The organism is Streptomyces sp. NPDC028907 (assembly GCF_055564995.1).
On the sequence record NZ_JBVHVE010000002.1, the window covers coordinates 435611 to 459303 of the forward strand.

Annotated in this window: 21 protein-coding genes; 8 read left to right on the forward strand and 13 right to left on the reverse strand. The window is 71.5% G+C overall.

The features are described 5' to 3' along the window. Positions 1-191: 191 nt before the first annotated feature. The 3 genes from ACZ4UU_RS06400 to ACZ4UU_RS06410 all read right to left on the reverse strand — a co-directional run bounded on the left by ACZ4UU_RS06400 (position 192) and on the right by ACZ4UU_RS06410 (position 3180). Positions 192-653: an ATP-binding protein gene (locus tag ACZ4UU_RS06400; protein WP_468037877.1), complete on the reverse strand. Its 462-nt coding sequence runs from the start codon at positions 651-653 to the stop codon at positions 192-194. A 508-nt stretch (positions 654-1161) separates the two neighbouring features. Beyond that, positions 1162-2043, reverse strand: coding sequence for an acyl-CoA dehydrogenase family protein (locus ACZ4UU_RS06405; RefSeq protein WP_468036993.1), 882 nt, complete (start codon positions 2041-2043; stop codon positions 1162-1164). A 3-nt stretch (positions 2044-2046) separates the two neighbouring features. Beyond that, positions 2047-3180, reverse strand: coding sequence for an acyl-CoA dehydrogenase family protein (locus tag ACZ4UU_RS06410; protein ID WP_468036995.1), 1134 nt, complete (start codon positions 3178-3180; stop codon positions 2047-2049). Between the two features lie 152 nt (positions 3181-3332). Between ACZ4UU_RS06410 and ACZ4UU_RS06415 the strand changes: the two genes are divergently transcribed. Beyond that, complete coding sequence (locus ACZ4UU_RS06415; protein WP_468036997.1) at positions 3333-4838, forward strand: class I adenylate-forming enzyme family protein; 1506 nt, start codon at positions 3333-3335, stop codon at positions 4836-4838. Between the two features lie 12 nt (positions 4839-4850). Here ACZ4UU_RS06415 and ACZ4UU_RS06420 read toward each other — a convergent pair whose 3' ends face one another. Together ACZ4UU_RS06420 and ACZ4UU_RS06425 are read right to left on the reverse strand one after the other, a co-directional pair. Continuing rightward, complete coding sequence (locus ACZ4UU_RS06420) at positions 4851-5363, reverse strand: EF-hand domain-containing protein (RefSeq protein WP_468036999.1); 513 nt, start codon at positions 5361-5363, stop codon at positions 4851-4853. A gap of 163 nt (positions 5364-5526) precedes the next feature. Further along, positions 5527-5907, reverse strand: a complete 381-nt coding sequence (locus ACZ4UU_RS06425; protein WP_234767334.1) for an STAS domain-containing protein — start codon at positions 5905-5907, stop codon at positions 5527-5529. 369 nt (positions 5908-6276) lie between these two features. Here ACZ4UU_RS06425 and ACZ4UU_RS06430 point away from each other — a divergent pair, with 369 nt between their 5' ends. Then, entirely contained in the window at positions 6277-6864 is a 588-nt protein-coding gene (locus ACZ4UU_RS06430) for a sigma-70 family RNA polymerase sigma factor (RefSeq protein ID WP_468037001.1), read from the forward strand. Next, positions 6861-8312: a zf-HC2 domain-containing protein gene (locus ACZ4UU_RS06435; protein WP_468037003.1), complete on the forward strand. Its 1452-nt coding sequence runs from the start codon at positions 6861-6863 to the stop codon at positions 8310-8312. Before ACZ4UU_RS06430 ends, ACZ4UU_RS06435 begins: the two co-directional genes overlap by 4 nt. 166 nt (positions 8313-8478) lie before the next feature. On the opposite strand, the gene purU is transcribed toward ACZ4UU_RS06435, so the two are convergent. Continuing rightward, on the reverse strand, positions 8479-9360 hold the full coding sequence (gene purU / locus ACZ4UU_RS06440; protein WP_468037005.1) for a formyltetrahydrofolate deformylase: 882 nt from the start codon (positions 9358-9360) through the stop codon (positions 8479-8481). A gap of 85 nt (positions 9361-9445) precedes the next feature. Then, the gene (locus tag ACZ4UU_RS06445; RefSeq protein WP_383447443.1) at positions 9446-9946 is read right to left on the reverse strand and encodes an SCO4402 family protein; all 501 of its coding nucleotides are present in this window, start codon (positions 9944-9946) and stop codon (positions 9446-9448) included. Positions 9947-10063: 117 nt separating this feature from the next. On the opposite strand from ACZ4UU_RS06445, the gene ACZ4UU_RS06450 reads away from it, so the two are divergent. Continuing rightward, positions 10064-11374, forward strand: a complete 1311-nt coding sequence (locus ACZ4UU_RS06450) for an ABC transporter substrate-binding protein (RefSeq protein WP_468037007.1) — start codon at positions 10064-10066, stop codon at positions 11372-11374. 39 nt (positions 11375-11413) lie between these two features. Here the strand turns inward: ACZ4UU_RS06450 and ACZ4UU_RS06455 are convergent, their stop codons facing one another. After that, positions 11414-13195: a hypothetical protein gene (locus ACZ4UU_RS06455; protein WP_468037009.1), complete on the reverse strand. Its 1782-nt coding sequence runs from the start codon at positions 13193-13195 to the stop codon at positions 11414-11416. A 202-nt stretch (positions 13196-13397) separates the two neighbouring features. Continuing rightward, positions 13398-14783, reverse strand: coding sequence for a transcriptional regulator (locus ACZ4UU_RS06460; RefSeq protein ID WP_468037011.1), 1386 nt, complete (start codon positions 14781-14783; stop codon positions 13398-13400). A gap of 287 nt (positions 14784-15070) precedes the next feature. Between ACZ4UU_RS06460 and ACZ4UU_RS06465 the strand changes: the two genes are divergently transcribed. The 3 genes from ACZ4UU_RS06465 (at position 15071) to ACZ4UU_RS06475 (ending at position 18193) form a co-directional block, all read left to right on the forward strand. Beyond that, positions 15071-15733 (forward strand): bifunctional DNA primase/polymerase, encoded by a 663-nt coding sequence (locus ACZ4UU_RS06465; protein ID WP_468037013.1) that lies wholly within the window; start codon positions 15071-15073, stop codon positions 15731-15733. A 91-nt stretch (positions 15734-15824) separates the two neighbouring features. Continuing rightward, a complete protein-coding gene (locus ACZ4UU_RS06470; protein WP_468037015.1) occupies positions 15825-16595 on the forward strand; it encodes an ABC transporter ATP-binding protein in 771 nt (256 codons plus the stop codon). Next, positions 16592-18193, forward strand: coding sequence for a transporter (locus ACZ4UU_RS06475; protein WP_468037017.1), 1602 nt, complete (start codon positions 16592-16594; stop codon positions 18191-18193). The genes ACZ4UU_RS06470 and ACZ4UU_RS06475 overlap by 4 nt, the downstream gene beginning before the upstream one ends. Positions 18194-18323: 130 nt before the next feature. Here ACZ4UU_RS06475 and ACZ4UU_RS06480 read toward each other — a convergent pair whose 3' ends face one another. Continuing rightward, positions 18324-19211 (reverse strand): alpha/beta fold hydrolase, encoded by an 888-nt coding sequence (locus ACZ4UU_RS06480; protein WP_468037019.1) that lies wholly within the window; start codon positions 19209-19211, stop codon positions 18324-18326. A 591-nt stretch (positions 19212-19802) separates the two neighbouring features. Then, the gene (locus tag ACZ4UU_RS06485) at positions 19803-20495 is read right to left on the reverse strand and encodes a metal-dependent transcriptional regulator (protein WP_055635287.1); all 693 of its coding nucleotides are present in this window, start codon (positions 20493-20495) and stop codon (positions 19803-19805) included. A 334-nt stretch (positions 20496-20829) separates the two neighbouring features. Between ACZ4UU_RS06485 and ACZ4UU_RS06490 the strand changes: the two genes are divergently transcribed. After that, positions 20830-21585, forward strand: a complete 756-nt coding sequence (locus ACZ4UU_RS06490) for an SIS domain-containing protein (protein WP_468037021.1) — start codon at positions 20830-20832, stop codon at positions 21583-21585. A gap of 24 nt (positions 21586-21609) precedes the next feature. Here ACZ4UU_RS06490 and ACZ4UU_RS06495 read toward each other — a convergent pair whose 3' ends face one another. Then, entirely contained in the window at positions 21610-23052 is a 1443-nt protein-coding gene (locus ACZ4UU_RS06495) for a PAS domain-containing protein (protein ID WP_468037023.1), read from the reverse strand. A 175-nt stretch (positions 23053-23227) separates the two neighbouring features. Continuing rightward, positions 23228-23692, reverse strand: a complete 465-nt coding sequence (locus ACZ4UU_RS06500; protein ID WP_468037025.1) for a GNAT family N-acetyltransferase — start codon at positions 23690-23692, stop codon at positions 23228-23230. Position 23693: the final 1 nt, after the last annotated feature.

Below are 23693 nucleotides of genomic sequence, written 5' to 3' on the forward strand. Positions count from 1 at the left end.
CCTATTTGCAGAAGGCCGCGCACGGAAGCATGCCCGGGCGCATCGACGCCCCTCGGAACCGGGGGTACAGCGCTCTCTGCAACCGTGCACCGGCTCCGGCGGAATGGTCACGCCGAGCGCCCGTCACACCGCTTCACATACCTCGACGCATCCATGCGCCCTCACACCACCCCACCGGGACGGTGCGGACATCAGACCGCTTCGTACGCGAGCCCCTCGTACGCCGACACTCCGCTCCCATAGGCGGATGCGGACGCCGCCGGCTCCGCGCCGCGGTCCAGTTCGCACCAGATCCGCTTGCCGGCCCCCTCGGCGCTCCAGCCCCACCGGTCCGCGAGACCGTCGACGAGGGCGAGTCCTCGGCCACCGGTCGCGTCACCGTCGGCGCATCGGGGCACCGGCGCCCGTCCGCTGCGGTCGGCCACCTCGAGCCGTACGGTGGCGTGGTCCTGGGGCGCACCCGGCAGGGAGAGCCGTAGCACGGCCGGACAGCCGGTGTGGACCACGGCGTTGGTGACCAGTTCGGAGACGAGCAGGATCAGCGTCTCGGCGAGCGGCTCGTCGGCCTGTATCCCCGACCCGGCGAGCCGCGAGCGTGCCCAGCGTCGGGCTCGCCCCACCTCAGCGGGGTCGGGCCGGATCTCCAGCTGCACTTGAAGCACCTGCACCGCTCACACCATCCGAACCGGCGGACACATAGCCCCGCGCCTCACGAGGGCCACGATCCTAGCCATTCTTTTCATGGCCAGAACAATGGCCAAAGCCAGGGTCACAGAACGTGAATCCCTTAGCCGACAGCATGGTTGACGTACAGTCACCCCAACAAGCGCTTCGGGCATATTCCAGCGCGAAGGAGTACCCCTGCGGCATACTGTGCGACGCTTGTCGTGGGGAGTCGAACAGGCGGGGGCAGAACGCCCTCCCGCCCTGCGAACAGCGGCGCGCACCGCCGGATCCGGAGGCGCCTCAAGGGCAACTCCGGGATGGCTCGTGCTCGGAACCACTCGCATCTCACACAAGGTACCGGAGCGGACGGCCGACTCCAGGCCGTGACGAGTCACGCGTAGGACACAACCCGATATCAACGCTCCGTAATTCCGGTATGCCACAATCCGCGACATCCACGCCGAGGCCGTCGGCGACTCCGCAGACCAGAGGCTTTCAGGCCGGATCGGCGAGAAGTTCGGCAGCGAGGTTTTCCTCACTCTCCGTAGCATGCCCCGTACGATGCGTGCGCACCCAGGCACGCTTCAGATGCAGGTGGACCTCGAACTCCCAGGTGAAACCCATTCCGCCGTGCACCTGGAGGCAGTCGCGGGCACCGCGCACGGCAGCGTCGTCGGCGAGCAGCCGCGCGGTGTCGATGTCGGCGGGGTCGGCCGTGACGGCCGCCGCGTAGACGGCGGCGCGGGCCGTCTCGGTCCGCACCAGCATCTCCGCGCACAGATGCTTCACGGCCTGGAAGGCCCCGATCGGCTGCCCGAACTGCTCACGCGTCCGGGCGTGTTGCACGGCCAGCTCGCACGCGCGTGTGGCGCTGCCCAACTGTTCGGCCGCGGTGAGGAGTACGGCGCCGGGGGGCATGCCCATGCCGGTGGGAACCCGGTGCAGCGGCGTCAGCGGGTCGACCGACCGCAGCGGTACGGCACCCACCGCGCCTCCGTCCCCCCGTACGACGTCGGCCTGCGCGAGCCACTCCACCAGCCCGTTGCCGACGGCCGTCACGACCGTCTCCCCGGTGGCCGCGCCGGGTACCGCGCCCGCCGCGAGGTGCGTGGCCACCAGCGGCCCGGGCAACAGGGCCCGCCCTGCCTCCTCGAAGGCCAACACCGCCTCGGGCAGCCCGAGTCCGACTCCGCCCCGCGCCTCCGGCAGCCGTAGCGCGAAGAACCCGGCCGCGCCGAGTTCCCGCCACAGCGCCCGGTCCAGGCGGCCGGGCTCCTCGACGGCGGCCCTGAGCGCCTCCGGGCCGAAGCGCCGCGTCAGCATCTCCCGGACGCCGCCGCGCAACGCCACCTGGTCCTCGGTCAGTTGGAAACGCATCCGTCACCGTCCCTTCGGCAGCCCGAGGATCCGCTCGGCCACGATGTTCCGCTGGATCTGTGAGGTGCCGGCGGCGATGGTGTACGACAGCGAGGACAGGCGGTCGAGCACCCACGGACGGTCGAGGTCCAGCGACTCGGACCCCAGAACGTCGGCGGCGGCGTCGTAGAGCTCCTGACGGGCGTGCGAATACCTCAGTTTGAAAACCGAACCCCCGACGCCGGGCACCCCGCCGCTCAGTTCCGCCTCGCTCACGTTCCACTGCGTAAGTCGCCACAGCGCCCGGAACTCGGCGTTCAGCCGCCCCAGCCGGCGCCGGAGCACCGGATCGTCCCACCGTCCGTTCTTGCGTGCCTCGACGGCGAGTTCGCGCAGCGCGCGTCGGCACGCGACGACCTCGCCCACGAAGGCCGTGCCGCGCTCGAAGGACAGGGTCACCATGGTCACGCGCCAGCCGTCGTTCTCGTCCCCGACCCGGTTGGCGACCGGCACCCGCACCTCGTCGAGGAACACCTCGGCGAACTCGGCCGACCCGGCGAGGGTCTTCAGCGGCCGTACGGTGATGCCCGGCGCGTCCATGGGCATGGCCAGCCAGCTGATGCCGCGGTGCTTGGGTGCGTCGGGGTCGGTGCGTACCAACAGTTCGCACCAGTCGGCCACTTCGGCGTGGGAGGTCCAGATCTTGGAACCGGTCACCACGTAGTCGTCGCCGTCCCTACGCGCGCGCGTGCGCAGCGCCGCGAGATCGGATCCGGCGTCCGGTTCACTGAAGCCCTGGCACCAGACCTCGTCCCCGCGCAGGATCGGCGGCAGCCAGCGCTCCCGCTGTTCGGCGGTGCCCTCGGCCGCGATGGTCGGCCCCGCGTGCAGGAGCCCGACGAAGCCCGCCCCCACATAGGGCGCGCCCGCCTTCTCGGTCTCCTCCAGGAAGATCAGGCGCATGGTCGGGGACGCGTCCCAGTGGACCTCCCCGTATCCGGCGTCGTAGAGCATCCGCTGCCAGCCGAGGTCGTGGGCGCGGCGCCCCGGCCAGTCGTCCGGGGACGGCTTCGGCGGAAGCGTGGGCAGCACCTGGCCCAGCCACGCGCGCAGCCGCGCCCGGAACTCCTCCTCTTCCGGTGTGTGGGCCAGATCCATGTGCCGCCACTCCATATCTGATGCACCGTCATATTTTGCTCTGCGGGAAGGCTAAGTCCCGCACCCCTGGACCGACAAGGCGGTGAGCCCTACGCTCTGCCCACGATCTGACGGACCGTCAGCCAATGTTCGGCCGATGCAGGGGGCTGTTCATGAACGACACCGCTCACGTCCTGAGTTCCGCCCGCACCCTCTGGGACCTGGTCGCCGGCCGCGCCGACCGCACCCCCGACCGCCCCGCCCTCCTCCAGGAGAACCGCACCCTGTCCTTCGGCGACCTGCGCGCGCGTGCCGAGCGCGTGGCGGCCGGCCTGTACGACATGGGCGTACGCCCCGGCACGGTCGTCGCCTGGCAGCTGCCCACCCGCTTCGAGACGGCCCTGCTGTCCTTCGCGCTGGCCCGTCTCGGTGCCGTGCAGTCCCCGGTCATCCCGTTCTACCGGGACCGCGAAGTCGGCTTCGCGCTGCGGGAGTCGAAGGCGGAGTTCTTCGCGGTGCCGGGCGTGTGGCGGGGCTTCGACCACACCGCGATGGCGCGACGGCTGGGCGCGAAGGGGGTCTTCGAGGCGTACGACACCCTGCCCGACGGCGATCCGTCGGTCCTGCCCCCGCCGCCCGCCGAGGGCACCTCGGTGCGCTGGATCTACTGGACCTCGGGGACGACGTCCGACCCCAAGGGCGTGCTGCACACGGACCGCTCGCTGATCGCGGGCGGCTCCTGCCTGGCACACGCACTGCGACCGACGGCCGAGGACATCGGGTCGATCGCCTTCCCCTACGCGCACATAGGCGGCCCGGACTACATGGTGATGGTCCTGCTCTACGGCTTCCCCGCGGTGATGTTCGAGCAGTTCGCGCTGCCGGAGGCGCTGGAGGGCTACCGCCGGCACGGTGTGACGATCGCCGGCGGGTCGACGGCGTTCTACTCGATGCTCCTGAACGAGCAGCGCAGGCAGCCGGACGGGGTGAAGGCGGTTCCCTCGCTGCGGCTGCTGGCGGGCGGCGGGGCACCGAAGCCACCGGAGCTGTATCACGCCGTGGTGCGCGAGATGGGGGTGCAGCTCACCCATGGGTACGGCATGACCGAGGTGCCGATGATCACGATGGGGGCGCCGGACGACACGGCGGAGAACCTGGCGACGACGGAGGGACGGCCGCCACGGGAGATGGAGATACGGATCGTCGAGGGGGAGGTGCGGCTGCGCGGGGAGGCGGTGTGCCAGGGCTATCTCGACCCGGCGCAGACGGCGGCGGCCTTCGACGAGGAGGGGTTTCTGCGGACCGGTGACCTCGGGCGCCTCACCGACAGCGGGCATCTGGTGCTGACCGGGCGCCTCAAGGACGTGATCATCCGCAAGGGCGAGAACATCTCGGCGAAGGAGATCGAGGATCTGCTGCACCGGCATCCGGCCGTGGGGGACGTCGCGGTGATCGGTCTGCCGGACCCGGAGCGCGGGGAACGGGTCTGCGCGGTCGTCGAGCAGCCGGCGGGCGCCGGGCCGCTGACGCTTCAGGCGCTGACGTCGTATCTGCGCGGCGAAGGGCTGTCCACGCACAAGCTGCCGGAGCAGTTGGAGGTGGTGGACGCCCTTCCGCGCAACGACACCCTGCGGAAGGTGCTCAAGTACAAGCTCAGGGAGCGCTTCTCGGGGGCGTAGAGGCCTTGGGGATCACTCGGGGACGGTGAAGTAGCGGGCGAACGCGGTGATGATCTCGCCCTCCGCCACCCTGCCGTCGCCGTCCGCGTCGAGCGAGGCGGCGGCCGCCCGGGCGACGTCCTGCTGGACGCCGAGGCAGCCGAGCACGCGCGCGGTGTCGGTCACCGTGGCGGCTCCGTCACCGTCGGAGTCGGCCAGGTCGAGGGCGGCGTGCAGGAAGGGGCGGGCGATCTCGGCGAACCGGTCAGGGTTGTCCCGCAGCCGCTTGACCGCGCCGTTCACGAACTCCTCGCGGGTGATGCGCTGGTCGCCGTCCCGGTCCGCGATTCCGGCCATGCCCTGCCAGAACGCCTCCGCGCCGCCGTACAGCGCCTGGCCCTTGTCGGACCGGGCGGCGATGCCGAACTCCGCGAGCAGTGCCTTGGCCGCCGCGCTGAAGTCCTCCCGGTCGATGTAGCCGTTGCCGTCCTGGTCGAAGGTGGCGAACCGGGCGGCGCTCCTGCGCTCGTACTCGCTGCTGACCATGTCTTATCGGGCCGCCTTACGTCACGTGGAATGCGAGGCTCTCGGCCTCCCGTCGGAGCGTACGACGCCGGGGGGCGTCCGGGCGCGGGAAAGCGGTGGTTGTGCCAGGACCGGGGGAATTCCGGGACAACTGTGTGGCACTACCGACGGTGATCGCCCCTGTTCAGGCCGACAGCGGCCGGGCGTCGTCCGCGACCGCCGCCGTGACGTCCGGGTAGACCTCGAAGAGCCGGCGTACTCCCAGCGCCCCGAGGACGCGGTTGACGTGCGACCCGTCCGCCGCGCCCTGCGCCGGGAGTATCAGCCGCAGGGTGCCCTGGCAGGAGCGGATGAGACGGCGGGCGGCGATGAGGACGCCGACGCCGCTGGAGTCGCAGAACAGGACCTCGGACAGGTCGAGGACGAGGCTGTGGCGCCCCTCGGCCACCACGTCATGGATGTGCTGACGCATCACCGGCGAGGTCACCAGATCCAGTTCGCCGGACACCTGGAGCACAGCCCAGTCGCCTCGCTCGCCACCGGTCACTTTCAACGTCACCACCACGCCCCTCGCTCGCCGAACCGGAAGCGACACCTACGCTTCCTTGCAGCGCGGCTGCCCAGCGGCTGTTCCCTGAAACTCCCTCCAGAAAACGGTCACCGATCAGAAAAGGCTTGTTTCAATCGCATTCGATCCTGTTCGATCGAGTCTGATCAGACGGTGGCCGGGTAGCCGCCCGGGTGCGGGTCCGACCGCGGCCCGTGGGTGATCCGAGCGCGAGGCCCTCTATCACGGGATCGAGGTGTGTCACCAGCCATGGCTCTACAAGGGGCGCACATTGCGACAAAGGGGCGTGCGCTGTCAGACGTGCCGACTACATTCGGGGAGACGGAGGACGCACGCTGGACAGGACGGACCGGTGAGGGGGGCCTTATGGCGAAGAAGGACGCACCGCCCCGCTGGGACCGCAAGATGCAGCAGCGGCTCGCCCGCGGCGAGGCGGCCGCCCTCGGCGAGCTCTACGACCGCTTCGCCTCACTCGTCCACGGCCTCGCCCACACCGTGCTGGCCGACGAGCGCGCCGCCGACCACGTCACCCGCGACGTCTTCGCGCACGTCTGGGAGCACCCGGACAGCTACGACCCCAAGCAGGGCCCGCTGCGCACCTGGGTCGCCACGCTGACCCACCGCCTCGCCGTGCAGCGGCTGCGCGCCACCGAGACCGCCGCCCTCGCCCGGGCCGGCGGCCAGGGTTCCACCGAGGAACTGGAGCGCAAGGTGCGGCACGCCTCGGTCGCCGCCCGCGCCGACTACATCGTGCAGTCCATGCCCGTCCCCCTGCGCGCCGCCCTGGAGCTGGCCTACTTCCAGCGCCGCGACTACCGCCAGACCGCGGCCGACCTGGGCGTCACCGAGGACGAGGCCCGCCGCCGCCTCCGCCTGGGCCTGCAACTCCTCTCCACCGCCCATGACGCCGGAGCCGCCCCGGGGGCGCCGCCGGGATACGGGGGCGCGGCGTGAACGAGGCACAACGGTTCCCGGACAAGGACCCGGACGACGACCTCGGAGAGAGCAAGGAGAGCGAGGAGAGCAAGGAGACCGGCGAGCCCGGGGGAGCCGGGGAGCCCAGGGAGAACGGGGATATCGGCTTCGGGGACACCTCCGGCGGAGCCGACCGCCTGAGCGGCGGCAACGACGACGGCCGGCACCCCACCCCCGAGCCGCCCCCGGACCAGCCACCCCGCATACCGCTCCCTCGCGCCTCCGTCGAGGACACCGGACGCCCGCTGCCCGCCCTGGCGGACCTCAGCGAACAGGCACCGCGCCCGGCGGCACCTCTCGTCCTCGAACACCGCGTCCTGAAGGCGCTTCTCGGCGCCTGGGCGCTGGCCGCCTGCTCGCCGGAGGAGACGGCGGCCGTCGAGGAGCACCTCGGCGACTGCGGTTCCTGCGCGGACGAGGCGCTCCGGCTGCGCGAGGCCGTCGGCCTGCTGCACCCCGCCGAGAGCCTCGACCTGGACCCCGCCCTGCGCGCCCGCGTCCTGGAGGGCTGCCTGGAGCGACGCCCACCGCGCATCCCGGTGCCCGAGTGGGCGACGCCGTACGACGCCGAGACGGCCCGCCTCGACGCCCTGCTCCAGGACTTCGGGGACGCCGAGTGGCACGCTCCCGTGCGGCTGCGCTGGTTCGAGAAGGACGAGCCGACCAGCCGCCGTACGACCGTCGCCGGGGTCATCGCGCATCTGCTGACGGTCGACGGACTGGTGGCCGTCGCGCTGGGCCTGGAGGACCCGATGGGCGACGTGGCCGCGGACCGGCCGACCCCGGCCGCGCGCACGGACGCCTACTGGCGCGCCTCGCACTTCCCGCCGACCCGGGCCGTCCGCGCGCCGTGGCGGGAGCAGACCCACGCGCTGGTCCGCACGGTGTCCTTCACGGGCGGCGGGGACGGAGGCGGCGGCGGCGCGGGCAGACTGGCCGTTCCGTACGGCGACTTCGAGCTGCCGCTGCGCGACGCGATGCTGGACCGCGCCTTCGAGTGCTGGGTGCACGCCGAGGACATCGCCGAGGCGGTGGACTACCCGTACGAGCCGCCGTCCGGCAGCGACCTGCACCAGATGGTCGCCCTGGCGGCCCGCCTACTGCCCACGGTGCTGTCGGCCCGCCGCCGCGCGGGGCTGGCCGCGCCGCCGCCGGGCCGACACCTCGTCCCTGCGGGAGAGCCCGGCCGCAGTCTGCGCCTGGAGATCGAGGGCTCGGGCGGCGGGGAGTGGCTGATCCCGCTCGACTCCCCCGCCGCGGTGGGCTCCGCCGAGCACGAGGTGGCTCATGTCGCCCTGGACGGCGCGGAGTTCTGCCGACTGGCCGCGGGCCATGTGTCTCCTGCGGAGGCCGCGGCGGGGCAGGTGGGTGATCGTGCCGCGATCAGGGATGTGCTGTTGGCTGCGGCGAGCTTGAGCCGGATGTAGGGGTGGGTTGAGGCTTCGGGGGCGGCTGCGGGTGGTTCGTGGTTGCTCGCGCGGTTCCCCGCGCCCCTGAAAGGCACGTCCACCGCACGTGGTCAAGGGGCGCGGGGAACCGCGCGACAAGCCACCGGCTACCCGCAGCCGCCCTCGAACCAGAACCCCCGAGCTCCTAGGCGAAAACGACCGTCCTACGCCCGTTCAGCAGAATCCGCCGCTCGGCATGCCACTTGACCGCCCGGGCCAACGCCTGGCACTCCACATCGCGCCCGATCGCGACGAGCTGGTCCGGCGTGACATCGTGCCCGACCCGCTCGACCTCCTGCTCGATGATCGGCCCCTCGTCGAGGTCGGCGGTCACATAGTGCGCCGTCGCGCCGATCAGCTTCACACCGCGCGTGTGCGCCTGGTGATACGGCTTCGCGCCCTTGAAGCTCGGCAGGAACGAGTGGTGGATGTTGATGATCCGCCCGCTGAGCGCCTTGCACAGATCGTCGGAGAGCACCTGCATGTACCGGGCGAGCACGACCAGCTCCACGCCCTGCTCCCGCACGATCTCCAGCAGCCGCGCCTCCGCCTCGGACTTGTTGTCCTTGGTCACCGGGATGTGGTGGAAGGGGATGTCGTACGACCCCACAAGCTCGGCGAAGTCGGTGTGGTTGGAGACCACGGCGGCGATCTCCACAGGAAGCGCGCCGATCCTGGCGCGGAACAACAGGTCGTTCAGGCAGTGCCCGAACTTGCTGACCATCAGCACGACCCGCATCTTCTCCTCGGCCCGATGGATCTGCCAGTCCATCTGGAAGGAGTCCCCGATCGCCGCGAAGCTCGCCCGCAGCTTGTCCACCGTCACCGGAGCGTCCGCCGAGAAGTGGACGCGCATGAAGAACAGTCCCGTGTCGTGGTCACCGAACTGCTGGCTGTCCTCGATGTTGCAGCCGGTCATGAAGAGGTAGCTCGACACGGCGTGCACGATGCCCTGCTTGTCGGGGCAGGACAGGGTGAGGACGTACTGGTCGGCGGGGACCGCGGCTCGGGTGGACTGCTGGTTCATGCAGGACAGGGTCCCATATCCGACCCGCCCGGCGGACAGTCGTCCCGTCACGCGGACCGTCACGCCGACGACCCGAGCGAACCGCCTACGCGGACCGCGTCATGATCGCCAGCACTTCGAGCGTGCGCGGCGGAGCGTCCGGGTCCTCGCCGTCGGCCATGGACATGCGGACATGCGCGTCCCGCGCCGCCCGCACCGCCTCCGGCCACCCCTGGTTCTCCAGGTACGCGGAGACCTGCGCGTCCGGGCCGACCTGGTGCATGATCCGCAGCACCCGCAGCACGGCGGTGTCGACGAGCGCCGCCTCCTGCGAGTCGCGGAAGATCGTCCCGACGTATTTCTCGGCGGACCAGTTGTCCAGCCAGGTGTCCTCGACGAGGCGGTAGACGGCGTCGGTGACGTCGCCGTATCCGTCGACGCCGGCCAGCCAGACGTCCCGCTGGAACACCGGATCGGAGAGCATGTGCAGCGCGGAGCGCACATTGCTGCGCCAGCGCCACCACGGCATGTCGTTGAGTGGCATGCCGCCCATGGTGGAGGAGCGACGGCCGCGACGGGAAGAGCTATCCGAACCTTGCACGGTCATCGATCGTACGTTCCCCCTCACAGGCGCCTCACCGACCCCCGCAATTCACCTTGCCGTCACCGAACAATAACCAAGGGTCACGCCAGGGTTAGCGGTGTGGCGGAATCGTGCGTACCCATGACCGGCAGGCGACGCACCCGCAGCACCGTCCTCCCCACGATCACCAACCGGCCCGTCCGAGCCTCCGCACGCACAGCGGCGGCACTGGTGGCGTGTGCGTCGTTGGCAGCCGGATGTGGTGTCATCCCCGGTACCACGGGGGGTTCCGGGGATGCCACGATCACCGTGATGACCTGGGCTCCGGAGAACACCAAGTCGACCAACAAGCCCGGCATGCCCGCCCTGGCGCAGGCGTACGCGCGCTGGGTCAACGCCCACGGCGGCCTCGGCGGCCGCAAGCTCAAGGTCCTCACCTGCAACGACCACAACGACAGCGTGGCCGCCGCGGCCTGCGCCGACCGCGCGATCGAGGAGAACGTCGTCGCGGTCGTCGGCTCCTACAGCCAGTACGGCGACACCTTCCTGCCCTCGCTGGAGGGGGCCGGCATCCCCTACATAGGCGGCTACGGCATCACCAACGCCGAGTTCACCAGCCCGCTCTCCTACCCCGTCAACGGCGGCCAGCCCACCCTCCTGGCCGGCCTCGGCCGGGAACTGGCCCGCACCTGCGGCCCCGTCGCACTGGTGCGCCCCGACAGCATCGCGGGCGACGAACTGCCGCCGCTGCTCAACTCCGGCCTCCGTGCGGGCGGACATCCGGCCGCCCGCGATCAGCTGGCCGACGAGGACGCCACCGAGTACGGCAGCCAGTCGGAGCGGGCGCTCAGGTACTCCACGACCGGCCTCACCGACCGGGGCTGTGTGGTGCCCGCCCTCGGCGACCGCACCACCACCTTCATGGACTCCTTCCGGCGCTCCCGCGAGGACTACACCGACGTCCGCACCGCCACCGTCCTCGGCAGCGTCGACCAGACCGTGGTCAACGCGAACGGCGGGGCGTCCAGCCCGTACGAGGGCTCGTACATCACCGGCTGGTACCCCGTCGCGAGCGACGCGCGCTGGGACCCGATGAAGAAGGTGATCAGCGAGCAGGCCTTCGGCGACAACCGCATCGACCCCGCGGACGCCGGTGTGCAGACCACGTGGATCGCGTACACGGTCTTGAAGAAGGTCGTCGAGTCGCTGGGCGACGACGCCGTGACCGCCGCCTCCGTGCGCGGCGCCCTGAACAACGGTCTGAAGGTCTCCACGGGCGGGCTCACCCCTGCGCTCCAGTGGAAGTTCCAGGACGTTCTCGCCTCTGTCGGCTACCCCCGGCTGGTCAACCGAAAGGTGAGCCTCCAGGTCGTACGCGAGGGCAGGCTGGTGGCGGCCCGCAAGAACTTCATCGACGTGACGAGGACGCTGCGGAGCGCCGAGCTGAGCTGACCGCCCGGCGCCCCCGTCACCGCTGACCGGACCGGCGCCCTACAGCTGGGTCGGCTGGCGCTCGGTCAGCCCGTACTTCCTGGCGATGCTGTTCCACAGCTGCGCGGCGGATTTCTTCTGCTCGCTGGCCGTGCCGCTGGCGCGGTTGCCGGCCTGGGTCTGCCCCGTGGAACGGGCCTGGCCCTTCTTGCAGAGCTGCCCCTTCTTGGCCGCCACCTGGTCCGCCCACGCCGCGTAGTGGTTGTCGGCGGACGCCGACGCCTGCCACGCCTTGGTCAGCGCGGTGGTCAGCGCGGTGTGGCTCGGGAGCTGGTCGACGGCGAGCTTGGACAGGTCGGTGACCAGCTGGTTGCGCTGCTTGGCCGCGCCCCGCAGATCGGTGGCGGCCTGCGCCAGGTTGCCACAGGACTTCACGGCGGCCACCGCGTTGATCACGGCGGTACGACTTGCACCGCTGTCCGCCAGCAGCTTGTCCAGGGCGATCGCCTGCTGCTCGGCCGGATCCTCGGACGGCGACGGGGAGGCCTCGGTCGCCGGAGCCGTCGCGGAGACCGGCCGGTTGTCGTCGCCGCTCTTCGGGTCGTCCCCGTCCCCACCGGCGAGCATCGCGCCCGCGCCGATGCCGAGGACGGCGATGCCGACGCCGACGGCGGCCATGAGCGGCACCCGGGATCCCGTACGACGGCCCCCGCGGCCTCCCCCGCCGATGTCGTCGGAGTCCGTCCGGTGGGGGCCGGGCTGTCCGTGCGGTCCGGGCGGGAAGTACCCCGTCTCGCGGGAACCCTGAGACTGCGGTTGGGGCTGCTGGAAGCGCGGCAGCTGCTGGGTGGCGGCGGCCGGGGGCTCACCGCCCGGCTCGCTGCGGAAGAGGTTGTCGAAGTCGGAGAGCGGCTGCCGCCCCGGCCCCGGCTGGGGCGCCCCGCCCGGCTGTCCGGTCACCGGCGGGATGTACTGGGTGGCGTCGGCGTCGGATCCGGCCGGCGTCGGCATCGCACCGCCCTGGGGTCCTGCGCCGCCGCCCTGCCGGGCCCGCCCCAGGATCTGCGTGCTCTCACCGGGCACCTCGGGCGGCAGCGCCCCGGGCGCCACCGGCGGGATGTACTGGGTCGCCCCTTCGTCCACGCCGGGCGCGGGGGCCGCGGCGACGGGCGGTATGTACTGGGTCGCGCCCTCGTCGGCCGGGGGCAACGGCGCCCCGAAGCCGGGAGCACCGTACGCCTGGCCACCGGCCGCAGGCAGCGGCGCCGACGGACCACCGCCCTGACCGTACGACGGCTGCTGCTCAGGTCGGGGCTGGGGCTGCTGCGGGTACTGCTGCTGCGCCGGCAACGGCGATCCACCGGCCGGCGCCGCATGGCCGTACGACGGCGTGCCCTGCGGCGCGCCCTGCACTCCCCCGCCGTACGACACGCCCTCCGGCGGCAACGGCTGGGACGGCGCGCCCCCGGCGTCCGGCGCCGCACCCCACGGGGCCGGCGACGCCGACCCGCCGGCATGCCCGCCCTGGTACGGCTGCTGCGGTTCCTGCCCGCCCCAGGACTGGCCGGGCGGCGTCCCCCAGGACTGGCCCGGCGCGGCCGGCGGTTGCGGCGAGGGTGCCTGCGGGGTCTGCTCGGGTCCCCAGGGGGTGCCCCAGGACTGGCCGCCCGGCGGTGCCGAGGGCTGGGGCGTGGTCGGCGGGGTGGGCGGCACCGGCGTCGGCCCGCCTCCCTGCCCGCCGGTCATGCCCGGCAGCAACGGCTCACTGCCGTCGGAGGGCAGCACGATGCCTTCGCGCGCGGGTCGCGCCGAGGGCTCCTCGCCCCGTCCACTCTGCGTCACCGGGACTCCTACTAATGGGGGACCTTGTGAATCGTCGGGTCACGCTACCGGGTCCGCCGATCCGCGTGCTACGCAGCTCAGGACGTGACCTGCATCGCTGTGACCGCCGTAACAATCCCGGCCCCCCATCCGCTACATACGCTCCCCTTTCGTCACTGTCGCCTTCGTTTCCCTGTCGTGCACGCCCTCGCGTCCCCTGGTTTCACGCCGCCGCCTGAAGATCCATTCGGGCCCCGAACTCCCTTACCACGGGCTCCTCCCGGAACGGCTCCAGTCGCTGCTGGAAGTCGTCCAGGTACTCGGCCCCCCGGTTGGACCGCAGGGTCTCCAGCAGCTCCACGGCCTTCAGCCCGGTGTGGCAGGCCTGTTCGATCTCTCGCTGCTGCACCTGTGCCGTGGCGAGCAGCACATAGCCGATCGCCCGGCGCCGCGCCTTGGTCTCCGGAAGACCGGCCAGCGACTCCTCCGCGCGCCGCCCCGCCGCCTCGGCCTGGCCGAGGTCACGGTGGCAGTGCGCCAACTCGTCGGCGAGATAGGCCTCGTCGAAGTGTGCGATCCAGGCCGGGTCGTCCCCGGACTCGGTGTCCGCGGTCTCCAGCGCGGTCACGGCCCGCCCGGACGCCATCTGGGCGGCCCGCGCGTCCCCCATCAACGCATGCCCTCGCGCCTCGGCCGCATGGAACATGGCCTCCGCCCGCGGGGTCACGCGCCCCCGCGCCCCCTCCTGCGCCGCCCGCGCCAACTGCGCGATCTCACGCGGGTTTCCGAGCTGCGCGGCGAGGTGGCTCATGGAGGCGGCCAGCACATATCCGCCGTACCCCCGGTCTCCGGCCGCCTGCGCGAGGCGCAGCGCCTGGATGTAGTACCGCTGGGCGAGCCCCGGTTGGCCGGTGTCGACGGCCATGTACCCGGCGAGCTCGGTCAACCGCGCGACGGCGGCGAAGAGTTCCCGGCCGACCGCCTCCCGGTACGACCCGGCCAGCAGCCCGGAGACGACACTGTTCAGGTAGTGCACGACGACCGGGCGCACATGCCCGCTGCCGTACTGGTGGTCAAGGTCCACGAGCGCCTGCGTCATCGCGCGCACGGCGGCCACGTCGGACTGCCCCACCCGGGGCCCGGCCGAGCGCGACACCTGTGAGTCCGGCGACGAGATCAGCCAGTCGCGGCTGGGCTCGACCAGCGCGGAGGCGGCGACGGAGGAGCCGGACAGGAAGTCCCGGCGCCCCACGTCGCTGCGCCACAGCTCGCAGACCTGCTCGATGGCCCCCAGTACAGTCGGCGAGAACTGGAGACCTACGCCGGACGCGAGGTTCTTGCCGTTGGCCATGCCGATCTCGTCGATCGTGACCGTACGGCCCAGCTTGCGGCCGAGCGCCTCCGCGATGATCGCCGGCGCCCGTCCCCTCGGCTGCTGTCCCCGCAGCCAGCGCGCCACCGACGTCTTGTCGTAGCGCAGATCGAGGCCGTGCTCGGCGCCGCACATGTTGACCCGGCGGGCCAGCCCGGCGTTGGAGCAGCCCGCTTCCTGGATGAGCGCCTGCAGCCGTTCGTTCGGCTGTCGCGCGACGAGAGGCCTTGCGGCCATGGCGTACCCCCTGTGGCTGCGGTGCCTGCCCACGCACCGAGTTGACGTGTCGTTCACGGCGGGAAGTTTCCGGCCGTGAAGATCAATGCCCCGTCGGCATACCGAAAATGCGAGGCTTGCGAGGATTGCCGGGGTAAAGGCACAAGCCGACCCCACAATGGGCTACCCAGCTCCGACCACGGATCCTCCCGCGCGCCCCCACACGTGCACCCATGCGCCCCAGATGAGGAATCAATGCTCCTCCCCCGCGCGCGCTACGCCCGTAACTACAGGTGGGTGCGGGAGTTGTGTTCAGCGTGGAAGAGACGATCCCGGCCACCGAAGCCGCACAGATTCCGAAGCAGCGCGGGGAAACGCTGCTGGAGACCGCCGTTCGCTATGCCGAGGAACGCCACTGGGACGTGTTTCCAGGGACCTGGCTGGAAGCCGTCGACGGCGTGCAGCTCTGCTCCTGCGGCGACACCGCGTGCCCCGCGCCCGGCGCGCACCCCGCGCGCCCCGACTGGGAGACGCAGGCGACCGGGAGCGCGACGGTCGCACGCCGGATGTGGCAGAAGCAGCCGAACGCGTCGATCCTGCTGCCGACGGGGCGCACCTTCGACGCGATCTCCGTCCCGGAGACGGCCGGGTTTCTCGCGCTGGCCCGGATGGAGCGGATGGAGCTGACGCTCGGGCCGGTGACGTTGGCGCCGGACCGTCGGATGCACTTCTTCGTGCTGCCCGGTGCGTCGGTGAAGGTTCCCGATCTGGTGCGCAAGCTGGGGTGGTCGGTCGGGTCGCTGGATCTGGTCGCGCTCGGTGAGGGCGCGTGGGTGGCCGGGCCGCCGACCCGGTTCGGGTCGCGGGGGGCTGTGCAGTGGGCCTGCCGGCCGACCCCGGCCAACCGGTGGTTGCCGGATGCGGAGGAGTTGATCTCGCCGCTCGCCTATGCGTGTGGGCGCGACAGGTAGTACGGCGGCTGCGGGTTGCCTGTGGCTTGTCGCGCCCACGCGGCGGAGCCGCACATTGGATACAGCCCCACGCCCCTCTAGGTTGGCAGTCATGACGTCGGCCGTGAGTGTGCGTGGGCTATGGAAGCGGTTCGGGCAGCAGGTTGCCGTTGCCGGGATCGATCTGGAGTTGCCCGCCGGGAAGTTCATCGGGCTCGTCGGTCCCAATGGGGCCGGGAAGACCACCACCCTCTCCATGGTGACCGGGTTGCTGCGGCCCGATCAGGGGGCCGTCTCGGTCGTCGGGCACGACGTCTGGCGGGACCCCGTCGAAGTGAAGGCACGTATCGGAGTGCTGCCCGAAGGGCTCCGGCTCTTCGAGCGGCTCTCCGGGCGGGAGTTGCTCGCGTACTCGGGGCGGTTGCGCGGGCTTCCCGGCGCCGAGGTCGACAAGCGGGCCACTCAGCTGCTGGACGTCCTCGATCTGGCGGGGGCGCAGCACAAGCTGGTGGTCGACTACTCGACCGGCATGCGCAAGAAGATCGGGCTCGCGGCCGCGCTCCTGCACAACCCCGAAGTGCTGTTCCTGGACGAGCCGTTCGAGGGCGTCGACCCGGTCTCCGCCCAGACCATCCGGGGCGTCCTGGAGCGCTACACCGCCTCCGGCGCGACCGTCGTCTTCTCCTCCCACGTCATGGAGCTCGTCGAGTCGCTGTGCGACTGGGTCGCCGTCATGGCCGCCGGACGCATTCGCGCCCACGGCACCCTCGCCGAGGTACGCGGAGACGCGGCCTCGCTGCAGCAGGCGTTCCTCGAACTCGTCGGCGCGCACGGCCGCGACGCGGGCATGGACCTGGACTGGCTGGGCGGCGGGGCGCGATGAGGACCGACGTGACGGGAGTGACCGCAGTCGTCGTACGGCTGAAGCTGTCGCTGCTCCGCAACGGGCTGCGGCAGTCCGGTGGCCGGCGGGCCGCCTACATCGCCTCGGCGGTCGTGGTGCTCCTCTTCGCCGCGCTGCAACTCCTCGGCCTGATCATGCTGCGCGACAACGCGCATGCCGACACCGTGGTCGTGCTCCTGGTCGCGGTGCTCGCGCTGGGCTGGGCCGTGATGCCGCTGTTCTTCCCCGGCGGGGACGAGACCCTCGATCCGACCCGGCTGGTGATGCTGCCGCTGCGCCCCAGGCCCCTGGTCCGGGCCCTGCTCGCGGCCTCGCTGGTCGGTATCGGCCCCCTGTTCACGCTGTGCCTGTTCATCGGTTCGGTGATCGCGGTCGCGCACGGCGGGTTGGCATACGTCGTCGCTGTCATCGCCGTCGTCCTGGCGCTGCTGGTGTGCGTGGCGCTCGCGCGGGCCGTCGCCGCGGCCAACATCCGCCTGCTGACCAGCCGTAAGGGCCGGGATCTGGCGGTGCTGAGCGGCCTGGTCATCGCGGTCGGCGCGCAGGTCGTGAACTTCGGGGCCCAGCGGCTGGGTTCATCAGGCCTCTCCCAGCTCGATCCGGCGGCGGACGTGCTGCGCTGGGTGCCGCCGGCGTCCGCGATCGGGGCGGTGCGGTCGGTGAGCGAGGGTTCGTACGGAGTCGCCGCCCTCCAACTCACACTGACGGCGGCCGCGTTGGTCGCCCTGATCGCCGTATGGTCACGCCACCTCACCCGGCTGATGACCTCGCCCGACGGCTCCACGCTCCAGGCGGTCACCGAGGCCGCCGTACGCGAACGCAACTCCACGGGTCCGGCCCGCCTCCTGCCGGCCGGCCGCACCGGCACCGTCATGGAACGCAGCCTGCGCTACGTCTGGCGCGACCCGAAGACCAAGGCGGCCTGGGTGACCTCGCTCGCCATCGGCCTCATCGTGCCGTTGTTCAACGCCCTGCAGGGCACCGGCTCGATCTACTTCGCCTGCTTCGCGGCCGGGATGCTCGGCATCCAGATGTACAACCAGTTCGGGCAGGACACCTCCGCCTTCTGGATGGTCGCGATGACCATCTCGTCCCCCCGGGACGCCTACGTCGAACTGCGCGGCCGCGCCCTGGCCCTTCTGCTGATCACTCTCCCCTTCGCCACCCTCGTGACCGTCCTGACCACAGCGCTCCTCGGCGACTGGCCGAGGCTGCCCGAGGCACTCGGTCTCTCCTTCGCCCTCCTCGGCGCCATGCTGGCGACCGGCGCCTGGACGTCGGCCCGTTTCCCGTACTCCATCCCGCAGGAGGGCTACAAGAACGTCGCTCCCGGCCAGACCGGCCTGGCCTGGATCTCCATCTTCGGCGGCATGATCGCCGCCGCCCTCCTCTGCGCCCCCGTCATCGCCCTGACGATCTGGCTGAACGTGAGCGCGGACGGGGATGCCTGGACCTGGCTGCTGCTCCCGGGCGGCGCGGCGTACGGTGCGGCACTCACCCTGCTGGGCCTGCGTCTGGCGGCCCCCCGCACAGCGTCCCGCCTCCCGGAGATCCTGACAGCGGTGAGCAAGGGCTGACGGCCCTTGTCCGGCACAGGGGCCCGCAACCCCCTCAGGGGCGCGGGGCTGTACCGATATGCGGCTCCGCCGCGTGGGCGCGACAAGCCACTACGAACCCGCAGCCGCCCTCAAACAGAACCCTCCGAGCTCATAGGCGCCCGGCGTCACCAGCGGAGCGCACCGCATCCAGGAACGGCTCGATCGCCTCCCGCCACGCCTCCGGCTGGTCGTAGTGCACGAGGTGACCCGCGTCAGCCACCTCCGCATACTCCCCGCGCGGCAGCACCCGCACCATCTCCTGCGCCTCGGCCCGCCCCAACTCCCCGTCGAGCCCCCGCACAACAAGCGCGGGGCACCGGACCTGCGCCAGTTCCTCCCAGTGCGCGTCGAACACCCACGTCTCCCGCGACCGGAGCATCTGCTCCGGCTCGAAGACGGGCCGCCACCCGTCCTCGCGCTCGTGCATCACCTCGGCGTAGAACTCCCCCCGAGCGGCATTGGGCCGCTCCACCCAGGGGTCGTCCTCACCGAACCACTTGCGCACGTCGGCGAGCGTGGCGAAGGGGACGGGCCAGGACTTGAACCAGTCCGACCACTCCCGCTGCGAGGCCGAGCCGAGCGCGGACGCCCGCATGTCGCAGATGATCACACCCCGCACCAGGTCGGGCCGCTTGGCGGCGAGCTGCCAGGCGGTCAACGCGCCCATGGCGTGGCCGACGAGGACGGCCGGGGCGAGACCGAGCTGTTCGAGGGCGGCCTCGGCGTCGTCGACGTAGGCCTCGCGCGTGAAGTCGGTCTGCGCGGACTTCTCACTACGACCGTGGCCGCGCTGGTCCAGTGCGACGGCACGGTGCCGCTCGGAGAGCCAGCGGGCGGTGGAGGCCCAGTGCGAGGCGCGGCCCATGAGGCCGTGCAGTAAGAGGACGCCGAGCCTGCCGTCGTGCTCGGTCGGGGGGTCGTTCTTGGGAGGGTCGCCGAACTCCCAGGCCGCGAGACGTACGCCGCCCGTCCCGGTCACGTCGATGCGCCGCGCCATAGGTCCTGGCACCCCCCTAGCTCCGCTCGGACCGCTCGAGCCGGCCGGTCCTGTGAACCGTGTCCTGCCTGCCGTGCCTCGCACACGATGTGCATGTCCTGTGTGTCTGACGTGATCTTATGCGCACACCCTTGAAGCGCACGTTCCGCATGACCCGTCACCCGCAGAGTATCGAACTCCTATTCGAAAATGCCGTCTCTGCGGCCAACACCCCTCATTCGAGTGACCCCCCTCAAGGATTGATCGCTGCCGCCGAGGGGAGATCTTCACCGGGAGGCGGACCGATCGGGGAAACCGGTCCGAGGGGAATGACCCTGAGAGCTCGGGGCTCCGGGTCAGCACAGGGGAGGACAGGCCCCGGCGCCATGTGGCGCCGGGGCCCTCTCCACATCCACGGCACATCCGCCCGCCCCTTCCCCGGCCGGACGCATCACTGTCGATCACGGCCAAGAGTTCTCAGGTCGTATGCCTCACGCGACAGACTGGCACGCGAATCGGCGGAGCGCTGCGATTCGACGTACTGAATCTTGGAATGGGCGAGATCACCACAACTCCCGCTCGCCCACCGGGAGTTACTCGATCCGAGAAGCCTCAGCGCTTGGCGACGAACACATGGGAGGCGACGTCCGCCTCCAGCTCGGCCGCCTCGCCACCGCTGCCGACCAGCACACCGCCCGCGGACTCCGTCACACTCACCACCGAACCTGGCTGCACCCCCGCCCGACGCAGCGTGTACATCAGCTGGGCGTCGGTCTGGATCGGCTCCCCGATACGCCGGACCACGACCGTCTTGCCCTCGGCCCCCGGGTCGAGATCGGCCAGCGACACCATGCCCTCGTCGAGGAACGGATCGGCGCCGTCCTTCTCGCCCAGCTCCTCCAGCCCGGGGATGGGGTTGCCGTACGGCGACTCGGTCGGATGCCGCAGCAGTTCCAGCACGCGCCGCTCCACCGCCTCGCTCATCACGTGCTCCCAGCGACACGCCTCGGCGTGCACCTGCTCCCACTCCAGCCCGATCACGTCGACGAGCAGACACTCGGCCAGCCGGTGCTTGCGCATGACGCGCGTGGCCAGCCGCCGCCCCTCGTCCGTGAGCTCCAGATGCCGGTCGGAGGCCACGGACACCAGCCCGTCACGCTCCATCCGCGCCACCGTCTGGCTGACGGTCGGCCCACTCTGGTCCAGCCGCTCGGCGATACGGGCGCGCATGGGGACCACACCTTCCTCCTCCAGCTCGAGGATGGTGCGGAGATACATCTCCGTGGTGTCGATCAGTCCGGACATACGTGCCCCTCGATTAGCTCTGCGATTAGCTCAGCCGGAAGCGAGACAGCTCCACGGCGCGTGCGCTGGCCCTGCCCTCAATTCTGCCGGATACCACTGACAACCGTGCCGCGCCGCCGAAACCAGCGATTTCCCAGCCCCACGGCGCGTCAACCGCGTACGTCCCCGGCCCCACTCCGCACCCAAGGCGCTACGCGAACCCCCACCGAACCCCGACGGGCCGTCGCAGGCACCCCCGTATTGACACCACACTGGTCCAGACCGCACGGTGATCCGCGACACACCGAGCCCCACCCCCACCCAGCACCCCCGCCACCCCACCGGAGGGCCCCGCATGAGCGACAGCAAGCCGGCCGACCAGTTCTTCGACGCCGCGATCAGCCTCCTCCAGCGGGCCCGCGACGAGGAGGCGGAGAACATCGAGGCAGCCGGCACCCTGCTCGCCGACACCGTCGCCGCCGGCGGCCGCCTGTTCGCCTTCGGCGCCGGGCACTCCTCGCTCGCCGCCCAGGACATCGTCTACCGCGCGGGCGGCCTCGCCCTGATGAACCTGCTCGCCGTCCCGGGCGCGGTAGGCGTGGACGTCATGCCCGCCACCCTCGGCTCCGCCCTCGAACGGGTCGACGGCCTGGCGAGCGCCGTCCTCGACAGCTCCCCCCTGCGCGCGGGCGACGCCCTGGTGATCATCTCCCTCTCGGGCCGCAACGCCCTCCCCGTGGAGATGGCCATGACCGCCCGCACCCGGGGCGTGCGGGTCATCGGCGTGACCTCGGTGGCGTATGCCTCGGAGACCAAGTCCCGCCATGTCTCCGGCACCTACCTCAAGGACCACTGCGACATCGTCCTCGACTCCAAGATCGCGATCGGCGACGCGGAACTCACCCACGACACGATCCCGGCCCCCTTCGCCCCCGCGTCCACGGTCGTCACGGCGGCGCTCCTCCAGGCCGTCATGGCCACCGCGGCCACCTCCCTGGCCGCCCGCGGCATCGAGCCCCCGCTCCTGCGCTCCGGCAACGTCGACGGCGGCCTCGACTGGAACAGCCGGGTGTTCGAGCAGTACGGCGACAGGATCTTCTACCGCCGCTGACTCTTCTGGCGTGCGCTGACTCTCCTACCGCCGCTGCCCCAGTACTGCGGCCAGATCCAGCGCGGCAGCGATCCGCACGGCGACATCCTCCGCGTACACCGCGTCGCTCCGCTCGAACGCGCTCCGCCCCGCGCCCCGCAGAAACGTCACGACGCCCAACGTCCGCCCCCGGCTCCGCAGCACCGCGCACAGCGCGTGCACCGCGTCCGCCGGCCACTGCCGCCCCACCGCCCACGCACGCGCCTGCTCCGCCGCCATGCTGCCCGCGTCGGCCCGCACCGACCCGGCCCGGGCCACGCACTGCAACGCCGGATGCCCCTCGGCGTACCGCACCGGCAGCCCGGCCTCCCCGCCGAGCAGGCTCGGCCCAGGCGCTCCGGAGGGCGTCACGGCGACGCGTACGAGCCGTACCGGACCCGAGTCCTCGTCCGCGTCCGTATCCGCCACCGCCCCACCCGCGACGCGGTCGATCAGCGCGTGATCGGCGAACCCGGCCAGCGCGAAGTCGAGATGCACGGTCGCCGCGTCCGCCGGGTCGTCGCACTCCGCGGCGGCCCGCGCGGCCCGATGCAGCTGGTTGGTGCGGAACCGCAGCAGCGCCGCCTCCTGCTCGGCCTGCTTCGCCTCGGTCATGTCCTGGAAGAGCCAGCCCACGCCCAGCGGCACCGGCTCCTCCGCGAGCGGCGAGGCCAGCCGTACGAAGCCACAGCGCCAGCACCGGCGGCGCTCGCCCTCCGGAGTCCGTACGCTCACCCAGATCTCGGCCGGCGCGGGCGGCGCGCCCTCGGCGAGCACATGCGTGAGCGCGCTCTCCAGTTCCTCGACGCCTTGGGCGAGCAGATCCCCGAGCGGCCGCCCGAGCACGGACGTACGGCCGATACCGAGCGCGCGCGCCGCGTGGGCGTTCACCACGGCCGGCCGCAGATCGGCGTCCACCAGCACGACACCCCACGACGCGTCCTCGAACAGCGCCTCGCTCAGCGCGATCGACCGCTCCAGATCGATCTGCGCGTGCACCTCGCTGAAGGCGCAGTACACCCCGGCGGGCTTCCCGTCCGGCCCGCGTACGGCCGCCGACTGGGTGCGTACGAGCACCCGCCCGCCGTCCTTGGTCAGCAGCGCGAACTCGTGCACCTGCCGCCCGGGGGCGTCCATGGCGGACATCAGCCGCGCCTCGACCTCCTCGGCATCGGCCTCGCGCACCGCCCACCCGGCGAACCCGTGCCGTCCGACCGCCTCGGTCGCGCTCCATCCGAGGATGCGCTCGGCCTCGCGGTTCCAGTGGGTGACGACCCCGTCCGCGTCGAAGGCGCACAGGGCGGCGTCCATCCCGTCCAGCAGTGCGGCCAGCAGATCAGAGCCGCCTGCGGAACCCTCCGAGCCACCCGACGAACCCTCCGGACCGTCCCGCTCGGGTTCGTCCGGCCCCAGCTCGTCGGTGGTCCCACTACGCCGGGAAGCACTCACCTGGACCCCCTGCCAAGCCTGCCAAGCTGCGTCCGCACGTACGACGCGTCCGTTCGCTCACTCGCAATCATCTAACTGGAACGTGACGCAGCGCACACCGAGTTCCCACAAGATTGAAGGAATCGTTGTACGGCGGAAATCCGGGGAAACCGGCCGCAGGCGCCACGCCCCACCCTCATGCCCCGCTGACCTCGAAACCTGCCAGTCGCAACGTCAGCCACACCTCGTTCTCGTCCTCCGGCGCCACATACCGGTCGACCTCCACAAACCCGCGCTTCTCGGCGAACCGGAGCCCGCCCGTGTTGGCGGTCAGGATCACGGTCCGGATCTCCCGCGCACCGAGCACGCGCGCGTGCGCGAGTCCGTCCTCGTACAGGGCGGCGCCGAACCCCCGCCCCCGGTACTCGGGCAGCACGCGCGCGATGACGGTCGCCGCGCCCTCGTCGCCCTGCGGCGGCCGTACGGTCGAGCAGCCCACGAGCGCGTCCCCGAGATAGGCGTTCCGCAGCTGATGCCGGCCGCTGCGCTCACGCACCTCGTCCAGACTGAGCTCGTCCGGCGGCACGATCACGTTGTGGACGTGCCGCCACTCCTGGAGCATGGCGTCGCCGTCCGCGGGCACAATCCGCAGTTCTGTCATG

Coding starts and splice junctions, on each gene's coding strand:
- ACZ4UU_RS06405 (WP_468036993.1), bottom strand. CDS start 2,043: ATGCGTTTCCAACTGACCGAGGACCAGGTGGCGTTGCGCGGCGGCGTC.
- ACZ4UU_RS06410 (WP_468036995.1), bottom strand. CDS start 3,180: ATGGATCTGGCCCACACACCGGAAGAGGAGGAGTTCCGGGCGCGGCTG.
- ACZ4UU_RS06415 (WP_468036997.1), top strand. CDS start 3,333: ATGAACGACACCGCTCACGTCCTGAGTTCCGCCCGCACCCTCTGGGAC.
- ACZ4UU_RS06420 (WP_468036999.1), bottom strand. CDS start 5,363: ATGGTCAGCAGCGAGTACGAGCGCAGGAGCGCCGCCCGGTTCGCCACC.
- ACZ4UU_RS06430 (WP_468037001.1), top strand. CDS start 6,277: ATGGCGAAGAAGGACGCACCGCCCCGCTGGGACCGCAAGATGCAGCAG.
- purU (WP_468037005.1), bottom strand. CDS start 9,360: ATGAACCAGCAGTCCACCCGAGCCGCGGTCCCCGCCGACCAGTACGTC.
- ACZ4UU_RS06445 (WP_383447443.1), bottom strand. CDS start 9,946: ATGACCGTGCAAGGTTCGGATAGCTCTTCCCGTCGCGGCCGTCGCTCC.
- ACZ4UU_RS06450 (WP_468037007.1), top strand. CDS start 10,064: ATGACCGGCAGGCGACGCACCCGCAGCACCGTCCTCCCCACGATCACC.
- ACZ4UU_RS06460 (WP_468037011.1), bottom strand. CDS start 14,783: ATGGCCGCAAGGCCTCTCGTCGCGCGACAGCCGAACGAACGGCTGCAG.
- ACZ4UU_RS06470 (WP_468037015.1), top strand. CDS start 15,825: ATGACGTCGGCCGTGAGTGTGCGTGGGCTATGGAAGCGGTTCGGGCAG.
- ACZ4UU_RS06475 (WP_468037017.1), top strand. CDS start 16,592: ATGAGGACCGACGTGACGGGAGTGACCGCAGTCGTCGTACGGCTGAAG.
- ACZ4UU_RS06480 (WP_468037019.1), bottom strand. CDS start 19,211: ATGGCGCGGCGCATCGACGTGACCGGGACGGGCGGCGTACGTCTCGCG.
- ACZ4UU_RS06485 (WP_055635287.1), bottom strand. CDS start 20,495: ATGTCCGGACTGATCGACACCACGGAGATGTATCTCCGCACCATCCTC.
- ACZ4UU_RS06490 (WP_468037021.1), top strand. CDS start 20,830: ATGAGCGACAGCAAGCCGGCCGACCAGTTCTTCGACGCCGCGATCAGC.
- ACZ4UU_RS06500 (WP_468037025.1), bottom strand. CDS start 23,692: ATGACAGAACTGCGGATTGTGCCCGCGGACGGCGACGCCATGCTCCAG.